Origin of the sequence: Synechococcus sp. R55.4 (genome assembly GCF_047461935.1) — a bacterium.
Taxonomy (GTDB): Bacteria; Cyanobacteriota; Cyanobacteriia; order Thermostichales; family Thermostichaceae; genus Thermostichus.
Map to the genome: position 1 here is coordinate 1 of NZ_JANSIF010000037.1, position 17,686 is coordinate 17,686.

A 17,686-nucleotide genomic window follows, 5' to 3' on the forward strand; every position below is an offset into this window, starting at 1 on the left:
AATGACTTTTGCCAAACCGCCTAAAGCTCAGTAAATTCAGCAAAGTTCAGGGTTTTGGGGGTTAGAGGCATGCTCTCCAGCAGCGGCAGCCGCCGCGAAGGGAAGTTGAGGATATCTCTGTCAAGTTTTTCGGACTCGCAGCCGACCTGGCCGGCCTCAGCAATGTAGAAGCCGCTGTCATTGGACATGGAGAGGTAGAGGGCCCCTTCACCGAGATCAACAACCTGGACATCGAGCGGGATCCTCGCTTTCCCATTCGGGTCACGGTCCAGTTCTACAAAGCCACCGACAATGGCGTGGTCTCTGCTGAAGACATGGCCCAAATCCACCATCAAATTGCCCGCGTCTATCGAGAGGCCGACTATGTGGGCAGCTTGGTGCTTCAGCGGGACACAGGCCGACCTACGGAGTACGACCGTGATGCAGAGACAGAGCGCCCCTTTCCCTTTCCTGGGTGGCCCTAGTATCAGGGCCTACTGCGCATTCTTCCCACAACCTGCAAGCGAGGGGCAGCATCTTCTCGCCCTAGAGTTTCTCTACTACACTGACAACTGACCTGGTGCCAAGAGGAGGGGGTGTCGGCCCGATATCCTCGGCAAGGTCTGGGTCTGTAGAGGCGGTTGCCAAGGTCTCATTTCTTGAGGCCATGGTGCTTGTCTGTGCCAGCTCTTGCCCAAGGCAGTGGGGAGTTTTTCCTGCAACACTATGGCTGACGCAGTTCCCGTTCGGCGCTACGACCTGTTTGTGCAGGCTTCCCGGCTGCTGCAGCGCTACCGGCAGCTCACGCCGGAACTCCGTCCCATAGGGCTAGAGGTGGCTCTGGCCATCCAATATCACCGCGCTCAGGCCGGATCGGGATCCCTGCTGCCTTGGGTGGGATCCCCTCGCGGATTACCCTTGCAGCAAGTGGCCCAGCGCATTTGCGACCCGTTTTACAGCAAAACCCATCCTCTTTTGCCGACCCTACCCGAAACTGGCGAGCCTTTGGTGTGGCCTCTGTTCAACCAGGGGGAAAACGGTTTGATCCGGCCCCTGGCCCCGAGCAAAGTGGGCGGGAAACTGGCGGAACGGCGCTGGCTCAAAGCCTGCAACAGCCAGGAAGGGATCGGCTGTCATGCCTTGGCGGCCCACTTGTGGCAAGACGAGCGCTTTTTGGCCGAAGACCGGGATCTCTGTCCTTTCCGCCTTTATGATGGGCGCTACCCCTTGAGCGTGGATCAAGGGCGACAGACTTGCGGCTTTGACGATCACCCCTGTGGCTGGCAGCCGGGACACCCCAAAATGTTGCAGGTGGTAGGCAAGGGCAAACAGGCCGAGATCCTGCTCCCCCACTGGACGGATGACATGTGGGCGATGCTCATTCCCTCCCATCGTCCGCTGCCGATTTACCCGCTCTTGGTGATGCTTTACTTTGGCCAAGAAACTTTGCAAAAGGGGCGGAGCAGCCTCTCCATCGAGCAATTTCGTCTGGATTTTCAGTTTAGCCAGTCTCAACTGCGCCTGTTGTTCGACACCCACCCTGAGCACCCCTTGAATCGACACCTGCTTACCTGGGCTCAGCAGCCAGAGGTGGAGTGGGGATCCACAGAACTCTTGCCCCAGATGCCGCCCCTCCTGCATCAACCTGCTGGGGGCAAGGTGGTTTTGGATCCCGATGAGCCGCCCCAGTTCCGCAGCAGTGGGATCCCTCACAGCGCCGGGACAGACCCGCTGATGGCAGAACGCCGCCGTCGACGTCAGTTGGAGCGCAGCGAGCGCCACAACGAGATCTTGCACCAGTTTCGCCGCTGGTTCCGCCTGGCAGGATTGGAAGTCCGGGAGGATCAGCATACCTTTGACTTTTTGGCCGTGGCGGACGGGCATCTGCTTTTGGCCGAAGTGAAGCTCCTGCACCACAAGGATGCGGCAGAGGCTTTGCAGGAAGTGGTGGGACAGTTGCTCTACTATGAGCGCTTTGCCCTCGGCCCTTGGATCGAGCAGGGCTTTTCCGTCCAGAAGGCCGCCGTTTTCGATGGACCGCCGCCGGATCCCTATGTGCGATTTCTAGAAGACCTGGGCATTGCCACCTACTGGATCAACGAGCAGCAGATGATCGATGGGCCGGAAAACTCTTTGCGTCTGCTGCGCCAGATGGGGGTGCGGGTACGACCGGATCCCGAATTGGGGGATTAGGGGAAAAAGCCTGCCCATGTTCTCCCCTGAGTTTTGACTCAGGCGGGGGTAACTTCTTGTCTTCTTAAGCGTACCTTAGCTGCCCCTTTACTCAGATTCCTTCCTGAAGATGGTATCCATATAGTCCATATAGACGGTAAAAATACGGGATCCTTTGAAGTTTCGGGAGGAGTGAAGCAGATGTGGTCTAGGGTTACTTCGCGTCGTGTTGCCCAATCAATTGCGGTGCTAGTTTTTGGTTTGGTGCTTTTGGTTTCTCTGCAAGGGTTCGGCTCCAGAAGAACTCTTTTGCCAATACTTACACCTGTGCCAGCACCGACCCCGACTTCAACACCCACAGCCACGCCAACACCGACGCCCACGCCGGGAGGCTGTGATCCCAACGCCAACCTGATCCCAGTTGGCACTGTCCAGGGCACTGGCTTCACTTCCCCCCTGGTGAACCAAACAGTCACGGTTTCTGGAATCGTAGTAGGAGACTTTGAAAATGAGGGGGTGGCTGGCCAAACCTATCTCCAGGGCTACTACCTACAAGATGATGGTGACGGGAATCCCGCCACATCAGATGGCATCTTCGTTTTCAGTGGCACAGCTAATAACGTCAGGCTTGGGGATAGGGTTCAGGTGACCGGAACGGTTGCTGAGTTCCGCCAGCAAACCCAGCTCTCCAACGTCACCAGCTTTACTGTCTGTAGCTCTGACAATCCGTTGCCGGCCCCAGTGCAGATCTCTCTACCGCTGACTGCGGAGCAAAGGGAAGCTCTGGAAGGAATGCTGGTCACATTTGGAAATCAGCCCCTGTTTGTAACCGACTCCTTCTTGCTGGGACGCCACGGGGAGCTGAGTGTGGCCACAGAGCGGTTGTTCACTCCTACGCAAATTGCGGCTCCCAGCCAGGCAGCTGCCATTCAAGCGGAAAACGACCGAAAGCGGATTCGCATTGATGACCGGCTGCTCACCCAAAACCCAGATCCGGTTATCTACCCCACTCCGGGTGGCCTGAGCGCGGCTAACACTGTGCGCGGCGGCGATCGCGTCAGCAACATCACCGGGATCATGACCCAGTTGCGAGGCCGGAATGTCAGTGGCGATGTGGATGCGACCATCGACTACCGTATCCACCCCAATGATCCCAACAACTTGCCCAGGTTTACAGCCACCAACCCTCGCCCGCAAAACCCACCCTCAGTAGGGGGCTCCCTGAGGGTAGCTAGCTTTAACCTGTTCAACTACTTCAACACCTTCGGCAACGCCTGCTTCCCCAATAACTCCTCCTGTCGGGGAGCCAGCAACGCCACCGAGTTCACCCGCCAGCGGGATAAGCTCATCGAGGCTATTCGCCGCATGGATGCCGATATCGTAGGCCTCAACGAGTTAGAAAACGATGGATACGGTTCGAATAGTTCCATTCAGGATTTGGTGAACGGGCTCAACCAGGTCATGGGGGCAGGAACCTACGCCTTTGTGAATGTTGGAGTGCCCAACCTGGGCGGCGATGCCATCACCAACGGCTTTATCTACAAGCCAGCTACGGTTGAAATTGCCCCCGGCACTAACCCGGCCTTCCTGGACACAGGGGAATTCACCCAAGGCCCCGGACGCTTCCATCGTCCTCCTCTGGCTGTAACCTTCCGGCAGCGGAGCAACAACGCCACCTTCACTGTTGTGGTCAACCACTTCAAGTCCAAGGGTTCTCCCTGCGATCCTATTGACAACGATCCCTTCCAAGGCAATTGCAACGGCAACCGCACCCGGGCCGCTCAGCAACTCTTGAGCTGGCTCGCCACCAATCCAACTGGCTCCACCGATCCGGATGTGTTGATTATGGGGGATCTCAACTCCTACGCTATGGAGGATCCGATCAAAACTCTGGAGGCGGGCGGGTTCATCAACCTCAATGGCTCCAACAGCTACTCCTTTAGCTTCCAAGGACAGTGGGGATCTCTGGATCATGCCCTGGCCAACAGCAGTCTGAGACCCCAAGTTACAGGCTCAGCTAAGTGGCACATCAACGCTGATGAGCCCGTGAGCTTGGACTACACCCTGAGCTTCAAGAGTCCCTCTCAGCAGAGCCTCTTCTACGCCAGCGATCCCTTCCGCTCTTCCGACCACGATCCGGTGCTCGTTGGCTTGAACCTGACTCCGGCCCCAACACCGACGCCGACGCCCACACCGACACCAACTCCTCCTTCCGTTAACCTGCCTTTGACTGAAGGCTTTGATAACTGCAACCCTGCTCCAGCCGGCTGGCAGATTGTGGATGTGGACGGCGACACCAGTCGTTCCTGGCGTTGTGTCAACTCCCTTGCCGAGGCCAACGCTTTCAACGGTCAGCAACCGGGTAATGACTGGCTGATCACTCCTCCTCTGAACCTGGCTTCCGTCAGCAACCCAGTTCTGACCTTCCGCAATCAGAGTTCTTTTAGCGATAACGGCCTTCCTCCTTCGCAACAACTAAGCGTTCTTTACTCCACCAACTACAGCGGTGCAGGCACTCCAGCGGCAGTGAATGCAGCCACTTGGACTGCTCTGACGATTCCCACTCTCTCTACGGGCAGCTTCGTCGACTCCGGCCCGATTTCTCTGGCTGGGATCCAGCCTTCCAACCGTGTTTACATTGCCTTCCGCTATCGCTCTTCTGGTACAGCTTCCGGCTCGGCCACTCGCTGGCGGGTGGATAGTGTCAACATCTCCGGGAACTAGGTGTGGGATCCTAGTGCCAACCTGAGTTTGATTGGCAGTGGCTGGGAAAGTGGATCTGCTTCCTCAGCCGTAACGCTCTCCTATGTGGTCTTGGCCGGGATCCACCGTTGCTCAGCGGGTTTCGAGCAGAGGGATTGACTTTTGGAGCACGGACTAAAGGGAGAGGAGCCGGGGGTGGTTGCCTTTGGCGGCACGGAGCGCTTAAGACACTTCGGGAGAAAAATGGTTGAGGATCCGGGGGGATTGCAATGTCCTCGTCTCAATCGAAATGACCTCATTATGGGATCCCCACCTGGGCGCAGATTTGCCCCTGTCGGTCGAACAACGTCACCGCCAACAGCAGGGATCGACCGGCATACTTTTGCACATAGCCTGTGGCTCGCTCCAGGATTTGGCGAGCCAACTCCTGCATCACGGGTGCTGCCCAGCCAAGGCCATCCAGATGGTGCACCGCTGCCTCTACTGTCCGCAACTCCAGCACTTGCCGTGCCTGTTCTGCCGTTCCCCCACGCCGGATCAGGGCTGCCGCCAGAATTTCCAAGCGGGCATCGGCCACGTGGCTGGAAGTGGTGAAGATCCCCCCTGCCAGCTTGATCAGCTTGCCGTGGTAGCCGATCAAATGAATGGACTCCGCCCCCCGCAGCGCCGCTTCCACCAGCAACGGCCCTATCCAATTGGCTACTCGCAGGATCTGGTCTTCCGGGATCCCTTGCCCCAGCGCCACCTGCTGCCCATGGCTGCCCACGCAAAAGATCAAATGCTTGTGCCGCTCCAACTTTTGTTGCAGCTCTTGGCGGGCTTGCTCTAAGCTCTCAACACTTGAGGAAGGCTCCACCTCCGCCCGCGTTCCCAACAGGGCCAGCCCTTCCAGCACCCCAAAAGCGGCATTGGAGGTGCGCTCCGCCAGCAGCTTTCCTTCAGGCAAGATAATGCGAACCCGCAACCGGCAATCGGGGGGGATCCCGGGCAAAAGATTGATCTCAAACAAACGGCGGGCATAGGCATAAATGGCCGGGCTGCCATCGGTGCGTCGCCCCAGCCCTTCCCCGGCTTCCAAGATCAAGGGGGAATCCTCGGGATCCCTCTCCTCCAACCTCACCCAAGCCCAGACCGGTGTGTCGCGGGTGAGATCCAGGTGGGGGCCGGGATCCGAGCGGGTAATGGCCAGAGCTGTTGTCTTCTCCAAGGCAGCTACCTGCTCCACCGGGATCCGGATCCAAGCCTCAAGGGACTGGGGCTCAGCCTGCACCGCAATCGCCAAGCGCCCCCCTTCCTTCTCCAAAGGGATCCCCAGAAGGTGGTGAAGAGCAGCTCTGGCCGAAGCAACGGCGAAAACCGGCAAGGTATAGCCCCGCGGTCGGGATCCCTGAACAGCATCCTGCATCTGCACAGCTTTTTGCTTCGGAAATGGATGACCGGAAAACCAAAATCTCCGGAAAATGCACACCTCAATTGTGGCTTGTGAGAGAACCCAGGAGTTTCGGGGAACACCTCCCGGAAGCAATCGTTAAATGATCTGGGGGAAGAAGAGGGGATCCGAAATTTGCCTTTTTCAATGAAGGTAGTCGAAAACTGGGGCAGCTATGAGCGAAGCAGTGCAGCACTACCTTGAGCGTCTGGAGTCGCAAATACAGGAGCTAAAAGCTGCCATCGAGCGGATGCCCGAGCAGGTGGTGGCCGTTCTCCTGGCTACCCAGGAAGCCAAAAAAAACACCCCCACCCCCTCCCGTTACAGCGTTCTAATCTCAGACTTGGTGGAAGATGGCAGCCACAACTTCCTGCTGGATGATGAACCCACCGTGGTGAGCAACCGCAGCATGGGGCATGAGCTGGCCCCCGAAGCCCAAATACAGCGCCTGAGTGCCCAGTTAACCGCTGCCTACAACCGCATTGCCGCCCTTGAGGAGCAGCTCTTGGCCCAGCGCTTGCAACACTAGACTAAACCACTAAACTGACACTCATCTAGCAAGGCTTCAGCGGGGGGCAGCAGAGGGCTTGCCTTTGCGTTGCACATCCTGCATCTGGAAGCCGTGTTTGCGCAGCTCTTGATCCAGCACCAGCTCGTTTTCCACGTGATCCACAAACAACACGCCGTTGAGGTGGTCGATTTCGTGTTGGATCACCCGCGCCAGCAAATCGTCCGCTCGAAGGGTGCGGGGCCGCCCCGTTTCATCCTTAAACGAAACCACAATCCCTTCTGGGCGCACGACCTCGCAAAACACCCCCGGAATGCTTAGACAACCCTCCTGCCCGGCAACGGCCTCGCCAATGTACTCCCGGATCTCCGGGTTGATCAGCACCAGCGGTGGCACCTCCGGCTTGTCGGGATAAAGATCCACCACAATCATGCGCTTGGGAATGCCAACCTGCGGAGCCGCCAGACCAATCCCATCAAAGCTGTACATGGTCTGCAGCATGTCCCGGGCAAGCTGGCGGATCTCGTCGTTGACCTGGCTGATGCGCTTGGCCGGCTGCCGCAGCACCTTGTCCCCCATGCGATAAATGTGCAGGGGCGGATGCTTCAGCTTCACTTTGGGAACAGCAACAGAAAGGGTAGCCACCATCTGGCAGATCTCACAGAATAACAGCAGGTATCAGGCCTGGATCCCTATTTTACATTCAGTCCCAGTTGCGCCGAAACCACTGTTGCCTAACTCTCTTCTCCTTTTTGATTTTGAAGAGGGGGTAGGGACCTGTTTGGGATGATCATGGCTCAGGGTTGCCGTCGCCAGCCTCTGGAAGTCGTTGGGCCTGTTGGTCAATTCCCTGCTTAAAGCCCAAGGCCACCAAAATATTGGAGAGGGTGAGAAAAGCCTCTGCCCCTCCATGCAAGGGATCCACATTGGCCAGGGAAGTGCCGTAGTGCATCTGAGCGTACAGCCCTGCCGGGATGCTGACGGCCACAAAAAGCAACAACAGCCAAAATCCAACCAAAGCCAAACGTGGGATCCGGCGCAGCCGCGACAGAAAGAATAAAAAGACCAAGTAAGGGAACAGAGAGAGGGCAAATAAACTGTTCATCGCCTAGTCGGGATCCCCCTTCTGTGCAGGCTCATCCACCCTTTCAGCCCGCCAAATGCGGTAGGCAGCCCAAGCCAGGGTACAGTTGCCCAGCAAGGTCAAGCTGGCCTGTGCAGTCACCACCCAGTCCAACTTGGGGTCGTTGTCAAACCAGTGCCAGGTGATCGCGCACATCGCCCCTAACAAAGCAGGCAGCATCGCCCAGCTTAGACCTCGCCATTCGGGCCGGCCCACTCGCTCCCCAAATTGCCACACGAGAACAACAGCAGCGATCCACTCCAAAACACTGGCAACGTGAATCCACCAGGTGGGAAGTGAAAGGGCGTGCATCAGGCGCTGAGGGAATGACGCAGCAGTTGGCGGTAAGTGGCCTCCTGCAGCAGCATTTGCTTGTGCAGTTTGACCAAAATGTCTTTGGCCTGCTCGGGGCTCATGCGAGAAACCAAAGTCTCGAAAGCCCGCTGGCGAAATTGCTGCTCCAAAGAGAGCTCTAGCGTTTCATCCATCATTATCACCTCAGGGTGCTCAGGTAGAGAGGTCTGCAAAGAGTTCCAACAGCGCAGATCTGGCCAGGTAGTGCAAGCAGGATAATACATATCTTAACAAATCGCAACAACGTGACAAGATGCCGGATCTCGGTGGTGTCTGAGGGTCTGAAGAGGTTTGGCCGAGGCGAGAGCAGAGGCATTCAACCCAATGGCAGAAAAAGCACAGGCCCGTCAAGTTTGACGAAAGCGCATTTTGGATGGGGAAGTGGGAAGATTCTCCGGCAGGGATCCCTTTACATCCCGTCATGTTCGGCGATTCGGCAGGGCTCCATGATAGAAGTGAAGTACTCTGGAGCTTTGTTGCCACCCTTGCTGATTGGTGACTTACTTTGCTTGAATTGCCATGACCATTTTTGTGGGGAACCTAAACTATAAAGCCTCAACAGAAGAACTGAAAGCTTTCTTCCAGCAGAGGTGGAACGTTAAGTCGGTTACAATCCCGATAGACCGAGAAACCGGGCAGACACGAGGCTTCGCGTTTGTGGATCTGGCAACCGAAGCTGAGGAGGACGAAGCCATCGAGAGCGCGAACGGGCAGGAATTCATGGGCCGGCCTCTGCGTTTGGATCGAGCCAGGCCCCGCCGCCAAGCCTAAGCAAAGATTGTTCAACCCTGGGTTTGCCATTCTGGACAACCAAAGGACTCCGTCCCGCTAACGCGAACGGCAAGGTTTATCCCAACAGATGGGAGAGCTGCAAAGTCTCCAAGAGCGCCCAAGATGGTAAGGTTGCTACATCTTTCCGACATTCATCTGGGCAGTGGTCTTGCCTACGGCCACATTAACCCGGCCACCGGGCTGAATACCCGTTTGGAAGATTTTGTAGCTTCTTTGCGCTTGTGCATTGACCATGCTCTCAACCAAGCGGTGGATCTGGTGTTGTTTGGGGGCGATGCTTTCCCCGATGCGACACCCCCCCCTCTCCATCAAGAGCTTTTTGCCCAACAGTTTCGCCGCCTGGCCGATGCAGGGATCCCAACCGTCCTGTTGGTGGGCAACCACGATCAGTACGGGCAGGGACAGGGAGGCAACAGCCTGGCTATCTACCGCGCTTTGGGGGTCTCAGGCTTTATTGTGGGGGACAGACTGGAAACTCATCGGATCGAAACTCGCGGTGGCCCGGTGCAGGTGACCACTTTACCTTGGCTGAGTCGCTCTGCTCTACTCGCCCAACAGGAAAGCTTGGCGCTTGAAGGGGAAATCCTCGCGCATCAGCTCCTGCAGCGCCTCCGCCTAGCCCTAGAAGGGGAGATCCGCACCCTGCAGCCAGGGATCCCGGCGATTTTGTTGGCTCACGTCATGGTGGAGACAGCCCGCTACGGAGCAGAACGCCATCTTTCGGTGGGCAGAGGATTTACGGTGCCCCTTTCGCTGCTGGCTCGGCCTGCCTATCAATATGTTGCCTTGGGGCATGTACACCGTCACCAGGTGCTGTGTCGGGATCCCTTGATGCTCTATCCCGGCAGCATTGAGCGGGTGGATTTTGGCGAAGAAAAAGAGGAAAAAGGCTGTGTGCTGGTGGAAGTCACCCCTACGGGGGCCAGCTATGAATTTTTGCCCCTGCCAACCCGTACCTTTCACACCATTCGCCTGGATCTGAGCGCAGATCCACCCCAGCAGGCGCAGTCCAAGCTGCTGGCCGCCATCGCCAAGGCCCCCGTGGCCGGCTCCATCCTGCGGTTGATCTACCGCATACGGCCCGACCAGCTAGAGTGCATTGATGAGCGGGCTCTGCACAACGCTCTTGCCCCTGCTTTTAGCTACACCATCGCCCCAGAAGTGGTCAGCCCCAGCCGCATCCGTCTGCCGGGATGGGATCCCAGCCGACTTGAGCCCCTGACGGCTCTGGAGCAGTATCTGGCCGACCGCAGCGATCTGGCCCCCTTGCACAACGATTTGCTGGCCGCGGCCCGTCAGTTGTTGGAGGAATATGTGGATCCTTTACAAGACTGGGCCCCCAACTGGGAGGAGCTGGGATCTTCAAGCCTTGCCCCAGTGGAAGAGGAGCAGTTGCCTTTGTTTTGATTGGTTTTGAGATGCTCCCTTTGTCGCCTCAGGGTTCGTAGGGGTGGGGATGGGGGATCCCTGTAGAAGAAATCAGGACAGGAGTGCTTGCCAAAGCTGCGGGCTCCTCAAGCTTCAAGTGATCTAAATCACTTCGAAATGGCAAAAAGCAACACAAACTGGGGATTGGGTTGAAGACGTTGGCAACGACGGCATCAGCTCACTCACAGGGAACTGACTCAGACTGGTAGACCTCACACTGCCAGTCTTTTTTTGTTTGAGGTTTAGGTATTGTGAAGCTGCAGCAAGCAGGGGATCCCTTTCATAATCATTCACAAGATTCTTATCTTTATCTCCATAGAGGTCTGTTATCAAAAGACAAATAACCATCTGTTCTCGGCAAAGGCTACCAATTTGGTAAGTAGCCGTCAAGTGTGCCGAGTGTATAGAAGGTTGGTTCTTGGAGCATTTATTTTCTTGCAACAAGGGGTAATCTGTAGGAACGGCATACCTTGAGGAAGTAGGTTCTATGAACAGCATACTTTGGTTTCTCCTAATCGGAGCCCTAGCAGGTTGGCTGGCAGGAAATATCCGACGCGGCTATGGCTTTGGCTTGATAGGCAACATAATTGTTGGTGTTTGCGGGGCATTTTTTGGAGGATTCCTCTTCGATTTACTTGGCCTGTCGGCTACGGGCTTGTTGGGAAGCTTGTTGATGGCCACGATTGGGGCTTTGGTTTTGTTGGCGTTAATTGGCTTCGTTCGTCGGGCTTGATCTTTAAACTGCTCGCAAGAGTTTGCGTTTTCGTTGCAATCTTGATTGAACATTTACCGGAGAAGGAGAATTTTTATGAGCATTCGTGTTCTTTCGGCAGCGATGATTGGCTTAGCCATCCCCAGCATGGGTCTGTTGACAATGCCATCTGCTTCTGCCCAGCACTTGTTTGATTTGGGAGTGCGCCAACTGCAGCCGGGCACCATCATTCCCGTCCAGAGCTTCAAGGGAGAAGAGCCCCAGTACTTCAGTCCCAACAGCACCCACCCACTTACCCTGCGGGTAGCCCAGGACATCTACAACGGCAGTGGCCAATTGGCGATTCCAGCAGGCAGCGAGGTGCGAGGCAGCTTGCGACCGACTCAGGGAGGGGCCAGGTTCTTCGGCACAGCTTTGATTGCCAATGGGCGACTTTACTCGGTGCAGATGTCTTCTGATTTGATCCACTGATTTGATCCACACTGAGAAAGACCCGCGCCACTATTCTGCCGAAGCGATTGCTCAAGATGCAGCCATTGGTGCTGTGGGGGGTACGGTGCTGGGCTTGCTCACAGGAGGCGTTTCTGCTTTAGGGGTTATTGGCGGAGCTGGAGCCGGAGTGGCGGTGGGCAATATCACGGCACCTCAAGTCGTGGTGTTGCGCCCTAACCAAACGATTAACTTGGCTTTGGACAGTCCGGTGCGTCTGTGATCGACAAATTTTTGATCTGGTTTTGATTTGGTTTGATCTGGAAGCAAAAAGGATCCCGGTTTTAGGCCGGGATCCCTGTTTGGTTTTAGGGATTTTTTCGAGGAACACCACCTTCAGTGCAAGTAGGTGTAGGCCCGCAGATTGTCTTCAAAGTGCTGCTGCAAGGCGCGGGCTTGATCCAGCGTGATCTGCCCTCGCTGCAGGGCGGTCTCGGTGGCGTGGTGGAGGGTCTCCACCAGATCTTCGCTGTTGTACTGCACCCAGCTCAGCACCTCGCCGATGGTGTCCCCCTTGATGACTTGGGAAACGTGGTAGCCGCCGGGGCGGGAGCGAATATGCACCGCGTTGGTATCGCCAAACAGGTTGTGCAGATCTCCGAGAATCTCCTGGTAAGCGCCCCCCAGAAACACCCCCAGCAGGTAGGGATGTCCGTTGGGGTCGTGCAGCGGCAAGACCGAGGTGATCTGCCCATCTTCGCCAAAGAAGCGGTTGATCTTGCCGTCGCTGTCGCAGGTGAGATCGGCCAGGGTGGCCCATTGGCGTGGCTCCTCATCCAGACGATGAATCGGCATGATGGGGAAGACCTGGTCGATGGCCCAGCTATCCGGCAGGGATTGGAATAGAGAGAAATTGCCGTAGTAGATGCTGGCCAGCATCTCGTCCAGATCCAGGAGATCCACTGCCACGGGGTGCCCTGCTTGGTGCTGCTCGTAGGCCAAGGTGCAGATCTTGTCGGAGCAGTTCCAGAACAGCCGCTCCACTTCAGCTCGCTCCTGCAAGCTGAGGGATCCCTCAGTGAACTGGCGCAGGGCGGCCTCCTTCAGCTCCTGACAACGGCGGTAATTGACCACCAGAGTATCGGGCTGGATTTGGTAGTAAAGCTGGTTTAGCTTCTGGATCACCTCCGCATCGGAAGTGAGCTGGGTGGGCATCGGGTAGGGGCTGGCAGCGTTGACATCTTGCACGTCAAACACCAGCACCGACTGGTGGGACATCAGGGCGCGTCCGCTTTCGGTCACCAGTACCGGCGGCTGGATCCCGTGGGGTTCCAGGGCGGTGAGCACGGTCTGCACCACGGTGGCGGCGTAGTCCTCCATGCTGTAGCTCTGGGAAAAAGGATTGGGGGACTGGGATCCGTCGTAATCAACCCCCAAGCCGCCGCCGATATCCAGGTAGCCCATGGGGGCCCCCAGCTTGGTGAGTTCGATGTAGATTTGGCTGGCTTCCCGCACGGCTCGTCCATGCACGCTCACCATCGAGATCTGGGAGCCGATGTGGTAGTGCAACAGGCGTAGACAATGCAGCTTGCCCGCTTCCCGCAGCCGTTCCACCACTTGCAAAATCTCGGTGGCCGTGAGGCCGAACTTAGCCCGATCCCCAGCCGAGGTGCCCCAGCGTCCACTGCCCTGGGCGGAGAGCTTGGCCCGTACCCCCAAGATGGGGTCAATGCCCAGTTGGTCGGCAGCCTGCAGCGCCAGCTCCAGCTCTTGCAGCCGCTCCAAAACGATGATGGGTGTGCGCCCCAGCCGCTGGGCCAAGAGAGCCGTCTCCATAAAATCCCGGTCTTTGTAGCCGTTGCAGATCAGCAAAGCCCCGGGAGTATCCAGCAAAGCTAGGGCAATCAACAGCTCCGGCTTGGATCCCGCCTCCAGGCCAAAGTGGTAGGCGCGACCGTGCTTCACCACTTCTTCTACCAGGTGGCGCTGCTGGTTCACCTTGACGGGATAGACCCCTCGATACACGTTGGGGTAGCCAAAGCGCTGGATGGCCTGCTGAAAGCTCTCGCAAATTTGCCGCATGCGGTCGGCCACGATCTCGGGAAAGCGAATCAAGAGGGGCAACTGCAAACCCCGTGCCACCAGATCCATCACCAAGTGGTACAGGTCAATGCCCGGTTCCTGCTGCTGTAAGCCCTGTGGGGTCACCTCCACATGACCGGCGGCGTTGATACGGAAGTAGGGATCCCCCCAACCTGAGATGCGATAGAGCTTTTCGCTGTCTCGCAGTGTCCAGGGAGAACGAGTCAAAGTCGGCATAGTAGTCCCCCAGATACCGAGATGTGAACAGCGCAGGATTTCTGCACAGAATCCACAATATATTGCCTTATTCCAGAATATGTCAAGATTTTTCTGGTGCGGGGGGACTCAGGCCCAAAAACCGCTAAGCCTTGCCAGACAAGGCTTTGGCTTGGGGATCTCTGTGCAACTGCCGCAGAACTCAGCTCGCTCAATCTCTTGTTTGCGCTGTTTTTCTTTGTTTTTCTCTTGAATTCTCCATTTTCTGTCTTTCCTTTCTGGACTTGGGTTGGATCCTGAGTTTTGCTGGGAAGCGTAGCGAGGAATACGGGGATGGCGCAGAGGGAAAGACAGCCACCTGGGGAAAGTGGGCCACGCACGGGATCCCAAGAGCTCTCGCCGGCAACCCTTGACAGGGCCCCGCAGGCAAGACAAGGATCGGGGCGGTGACCTCGGAGAACCTGAACCATGGCTCAACTGCCCCGCTTCCGTCGCCGAGAAGTGTTGCTTTCTTTATTGGCCACCGGCGCTACCTTGAGCGCCTGCCAAAGGGGATCCCGTTCTGACCAACCCAGCGGCAGGGATCCCGTTCCTGCCTCCGGCAGCCAGTCCTCCGACAAAGTTTTGCTGATCAACGGGGCCGGGTCCACCTTTCCGGCTCCTCTTTACTTGCGCTGGTTTTCCGATTACCGCCAGGTGGATCCCAAGGTGGAGATCAATTTCCAACCGGTGGGCAGCGCCGCTGGGATCCGGCAATTTATTGACCAGACAGTGGACTTTGCCGCCAGTGATGTGGCCATGACCGATGCCGAGATCGCCGAGGTGAAGCGGGGTGTGGTCATGATCCCGATGACCGCAGGCAGCATTGCCGTAGGCTACAACCTGCCGGGGATCCCTTCTGGACTCAAGCTGTCTCGACCCGTTTTGGTGAAGATCTTTCGCGGCCAAATCGACCAGTGGCGGGATCCGGAGATCCTGGCCCTGAACCCGGAGCTAACCATTCCCGATCTGCCCATCACCGTCTGCTACCGCTCCGATGGCAGCGGCACCACCGATACCTTTACCCGCCACCTGGCGGCCATCGATCCGGCTTGGGCCTCGGAAGTCGGTGCTGGCATGTCGCTGGAGTGGCCGGTGGGCATTGGGGTAAAGGGCAACGAGGGCATGAGCGCCCAAATGCTCCTCAGCGAAGGGGTGATCGGCTACGTGGAGTCGGTCTATGCCCGCGAGCTGGATCTGTCGGTGGCAGCTCTGGAGAACCGCCGCGGCGAGTTCATTCTCCCCTCCCCGGAAGCCTCGGCCCTGGCCTTGAGCGAAATTGAGCTGCCGGAAAACCTGCGGGCTTTTGTGCCGGATCCCGCTGGCCCTGGAGCGTATCCCATCGTCACCTACACCTGGATCCTGACCTACCGCCGGTACTCGGATCCCGCCATGGCCGCCGCCCTGCAAGCTGTGCTCCGCTGGGCCCTTACCGAAGGACAAGCCCTGGCCGAGGAGATGGGCTACCTGCCCCTGGCCGCAACCGTTGTGAACCGCGGCCTGGAGGCGCTGCAGCTTATCCAGAGTTAGCCTGGCAGCAGTCCCCCAAGAGTTGCCAATAGCTGCCAACCCAGGCCATACCCCAAGCGGCACCGAAAGCAAGGCTGCTGCAGGTACGGAGATCCGTAACCGGTCTGCCCTTCAGCCCCGAGAAATGGGCGGCATTCTCGCCCTGGCCTCGCCAACCAGCTGGTTAGGATCGACCCAGGAAGTGACCAAGCATCTGCCGGATTTTCACAGATTGGCTGCCCAAGCTACTTCACACAGGCTGGCGGCGGTAACCGAAGCAATGTACTCAAGAAGAGGAGAATAAGGAGCCGATGGGAAAAGTTGTAGGAATTGACCTGGGCACAACCAACTCGGTTGTCGCCGTAATGGAGGGGGGTGTCCCCACCGTCATCGCCAATGCTGAGGGTACTCGCACCACACCCTCGGTGGTCGCCTTCACCAAAGATGGAGAGCGCCTGGTGGGCCAAATGGCCCGCCGCCAAGCGGTGCTCAACCCGGAAAACACGTTTTACTCGGTTAAGCGGTTCATCGGTCGTAGGTACGATGAGCTGAATGCCGACTCCAAGCGGGTCTCCTACCAGGTACGGCGGGATGAGCGGGGCAATGTCAAGTTATACGCCCCCCGCCTGAACAAGGAATTTGCGCCGGAAGAGATTTCGGCCATGGTGCTGCGCAAGCTAGCGGATGATGCCAGCCGCTACCTGGGCCAGCCGGTCACCCAAGCGGTGATCACGGTTCCCGCTTACTTTAACGACTCGCAGCGGCAGGCCACCAAAGATGCGGGCCGCATTGCCGGTTTGGAAGTGCTGCGCATCATCAACGAGCCGACAGCAGCCTCTTTGGCCTACGGCTTGGACAAGCGCAACAACGAGACCATCCTCGTCTTCGACCTGGGCGGTGGCACTTTCGATGTGTCCATCTTGGAAGTGGGGGATGGCGTTTTCGAGGTGAAATCCACCAGCGGCGACACGCAGTTGGGCGGCGATGACTTCGACAAGAAGATCGTCGATTGGATGGCCGAGCAGTTTAAGCAAATGGAAGGGATCGACCTGCGGCAAGACCGGCAGGCGCTGCAACGGCTAACGGAAGCTGCGGAAAAAGCCAAGATCGAGCTGTCCAGCGTTTCCGAAACCACCATCAACCTGCCCTTCATCACTGCCACTGCCGATGGGCCCAAACACCTGGAGCTGAAGCTCTCCCGCGCTCAATTTGAACACCTCTGTGCCGACCTGCTGGAGCGCTGCAAGGGGCCGGTGGAACAAGCCCTGCGGGATGCCAAGCTCACCAAGGCCGACATCAACGAAGTGGTGCTGGTGGGGGGATCCACCCGCATTCCGGCGGTGCAGCGGCTGGTGAGGGAGCTGCTGGGCAAAGAACCCAACCAAAGTGTCAACCCCGATGAGGTGGTGGCGGTTGGGGCGGCCATCCAAGCGGGTGTGCTGGCGGGCGAAGTCAAAGACGTGCTGCTGCTGGATGTCACCCCCTTGTCCTTGGGGGTGGAAACCCTGGGCGGCGTGGCCACCAAGCTGATCCCGCGCAACACCACCATCCCCACCCGCAAGTCGGAGATCTTCTCCACTGCCGAAGATGGGCAGACCTCCGTGGAAATCCACGTGGTGCAAGGGGAGCGAGAGCTGGCCCGCGACAACAAATCTCTGGGCCGCTTCAAGCTGGACGGGATCCCGCCGGCCCCCCGCGGTGTGCCGCAGATCGAGGTCACCTTCGACATCGACGCCAACGGCATCCTCAAGGTGACGGCCAAAGACAAAGGCAGCGGCAAAGAGCAGAGCATCTCCATCACCGGCGCCTCTACTTTGGACAGCAAAGAGGTGGAGCGCATGATTGCTGAGGCAGAAAAATACGCTGCCGAAGACCGGGCCCGCCGGGAGAAAATTGAGCGCCGCAACAAGGCCGACTCGCTGGCCTACCAAGCCGAGCGGCAGTTGAAGGAGTTGGGCGACAAGATCTCCTCCAGCAAACGCAGCCAAATCGAGACTCTGGTGCGAGAACTGCGGGAGGCCATCCAGCGGGAGGACGACAGCGCCATCCAGAGCAAAGAGCGGGAGCTGCAAGAGGCTCTCTACGCCATGAGCAGCGAGCTGTATCAACAGCCGGGGGCCTCCTCTGGCCCCACTCCCGGCTCAGGGAAAACCTCCGGCGGCAGCGATGATGTGATCGATGCCGACTTCACCGAGAGCAAGTGACTGCTCA

General features: G+C 57.8%; 18 protein-coding genes. 11 read left to right on the forward strand and 7 right to left on the reverse strand.

Annotated elements, in window-relative coordinates:
• Positions 1–20: 20 nt before the first annotated feature.
• Positions 21–332 carry a hypothetical protein gene (locus NW842_RS09355; protein WP_414417914.1) on the reverse strand — a complete coding sequence of 104 codons (312 nt, stop codon included), beginning with the start codon at positions 330–332 and terminating at the stop codon, positions 21–23.
• Between NW842_RS09355 and NW842_RS09360 the strand changes: the two genes are divergently transcribed.
• The 3 genes from NW842_RS09360 (at position 315) to NW842_RS09370 (ending at position 4,875) form a co-directional block, all read left to right on the forward strand.
• The gene (locus NW842_RS09360; RefSeq protein WP_414388664.1) at positions 315–464 is read left to right on the forward strand and encodes a hypothetical protein; all 150 of its coding nucleotides are present in this window, start codon (positions 315–317) and stop codon (positions 462–464) included. The two genes, NW842_RS09355 and NW842_RS09360, sit on opposite strands and share 18 nt — an antisense overlap.
• 241 nt (positions 465–705) lie before the next feature.
• Complete coding sequence (locus NW842_RS09365; protein WP_011434306.1) at positions 706–2,172, forward strand: hypothetical protein; 1,467 nt, start codon at positions 706–708, stop codon at positions 2,170–2,172.
• Positions 2,173–2,352: 180 nt separating this feature from the next.
• Positions 2,353–4,875: an ExeM/NucH family extracellular endonuclease gene (locus tag NW842_RS09370; protein ID WP_414417915.1), complete on the forward strand. Its 2,523-nt coding sequence runs from the start codon at positions 2,353–2,355 to the stop codon at positions 4,873–4,875.
• A gap of 277 nt (positions 4,876–5,152) precedes the next feature.
• Here the strand turns inward: NW842_RS09370 and cbiD are convergent, their stop codons facing one another.
• Positions 5,153–6,259 carry a cobalt-precorrin-5B (C(1))-methyltransferase CbiD gene (gene cbiD / locus NW842_RS09375; RefSeq protein ID WP_414374298.1) on the reverse strand — a complete coding sequence of 369 codons (1,107 nt, stop codon included), beginning with the start codon at positions 6,257–6,259 and terminating at the stop codon, positions 5,153–5,155.
• A gap of 199 nt (positions 6,260–6,458) precedes the next feature.
• On the opposite strand from cbiD, the gene NW842_RS09380 reads away from it, so the two are divergent.
• A complete protein-coding gene (locus tag NW842_RS09380) occupies positions 6,459–6,812 on the forward strand; it encodes a hypothetical protein (RefSeq protein ID WP_011434310.1) in 354 nt (117 codons plus the stop codon).
• A gap of 36 nt (positions 6,813–6,848) precedes the next feature.
• On the opposite strand, the gene def is transcribed toward NW842_RS09380, so the two are convergent.
• The 4 genes from def to NW842_RS09400 all read right to left on the reverse strand — a co-directional run bounded on the left by def (position 6,849) and on the right by NW842_RS09400 (position 8,405).
• Positions 6,849–7,439, reverse strand: a complete 591-nt coding sequence (def, locus tag NW842_RS09385; protein WP_414416451.1) for a peptide deformylase — start codon at positions 7,437–7,439, stop codon at positions 6,849–6,851.
• 142 nt (positions 7,440–7,581) lie between these two features.
• Positions 7,582–7,896: a DUF3593 domain-containing protein gene (locus NW842_RS09390; protein WP_011434312.1), complete on the reverse strand. Its 315-nt coding sequence runs from the start codon at positions 7,894–7,896 to the stop codon at positions 7,582–7,584.
• 3 nt (positions 7,897–7,899) lie between these two features.
• Positions 7,900–8,226 carry a DUF2499 domain-containing protein gene (locus NW842_RS09395; protein ID WP_414417916.1) on the reverse strand — a complete coding sequence of 109 codons (327 nt, stop codon included), beginning with the start codon at positions 8,224–8,226 and terminating at the stop codon, positions 7,900–7,902.
• Positions 8,226–8,405 (reverse strand): NblA/ycf18 family protein, encoded by a 180-nt coding sequence (locus tag NW842_RS09400; protein WP_238376817.1) that lies wholly within the window; start codon positions 8,403–8,405, stop codon positions 8,226–8,228. Before NW842_RS09400 ends, NW842_RS09395 begins: the two co-directional genes overlap by 1 nt.
• A 382-nt stretch (positions 8,406–8,787) precedes the next feature.
• Between NW842_RS09400 and NW842_RS09405 the strand changes: the two genes are divergently transcribed.
• The 5 genes from NW842_RS09405 (at position 8,788) to NW842_RS09425 (ending at position 11,912) form a co-directional block, all read left to right on the forward strand.
• Complete coding sequence (locus NW842_RS09405; protein WP_011434316.1) at positions 8,788–9,039, forward strand: RNA recognition motif domain-containing protein; 252 nt, start codon at positions 8,788–8,790, stop codon at positions 9,037–9,039.
• Between the two features lie 123 nt (positions 9,040–9,162).
• The gene (locus NW842_RS09410; protein WP_414417917.1) at positions 9,163–10,467 is read left to right on the forward strand and encodes a metallophosphoesterase family protein; all 1,305 of its coding nucleotides are present in this window, start codon (positions 9,163–9,165) and stop codon (positions 10,465–10,467) included.
• 508 nt (positions 10,468–10,975) lie between these two features.
• On the forward strand, positions 10,976–11,221 hold the full coding sequence (locus tag NW842_RS09415; protein WP_414350218.1) for a GlsB/YeaQ/YmgE family stress response membrane protein: 246 nt from the start codon (positions 10,976–10,978) through the stop codon (positions 11,219–11,221).
• Between the two features lie 75 nt (positions 11,222–11,296).
• The gene (locus NW842_RS09420) at positions 11,297–11,671 is read left to right on the forward strand and encodes a hypothetical protein (protein ID WP_414350220.1); all 375 of its coding nucleotides are present in this window, start codon (positions 11,297–11,299) and stop codon (positions 11,669–11,671) included.
• A gap of 1 nt (position 11,672) precedes the next feature.
• On the forward strand, positions 11,673–11,912 hold the full coding sequence (locus tag NW842_RS09425; RefSeq protein WP_414329398.1) for a hypothetical protein: 240 nt from the start codon (positions 11,673–11,675) through the stop codon (positions 11,910–11,912).
• A gap of 113 nt (positions 11,913–12,025) precedes the next feature.
• Here NW842_RS09425 and speA read toward each other — a convergent pair whose 3' ends face one another.
• A complete protein-coding gene (speA, locus tag NW842_RS09430) occupies positions 12,026–13,948 on the reverse strand; it encodes a biosynthetic arginine decarboxylase (RefSeq protein WP_414349960.1) in 1,923 nt (640 codons plus the stop codon).
• Between the two features lie 447 nt (positions 13,949–14,395).
• Between speA and pstS the strand changes: the two genes are divergently transcribed.
• Both pstS and dnaK read left to right on the forward strand, forming a co-directional pair.
• Positions 14,396–15,496, forward strand: coding sequence for a phosphate ABC transporter substrate-binding protein PstS (gene pstS, locus NW842_RS09435; protein WP_414349959.1), 1,101 nt, complete (start codon positions 14,396–14,398; stop codon positions 15,494–15,496).
• A 290-nt stretch (positions 15,497–15,786) separates the two neighbouring features.
• On the forward strand, positions 15,787–17,679 hold the full coding sequence (gene dnaK / locus NW842_RS09440) for a molecular chaperone DnaK (RefSeq protein ID WP_414329477.1): 1,893 nt from the start codon (positions 15,787–15,789) through the stop codon (positions 17,677–17,679).
• Positions 17,680–17,686: the final 7 nt, after the last annotated feature.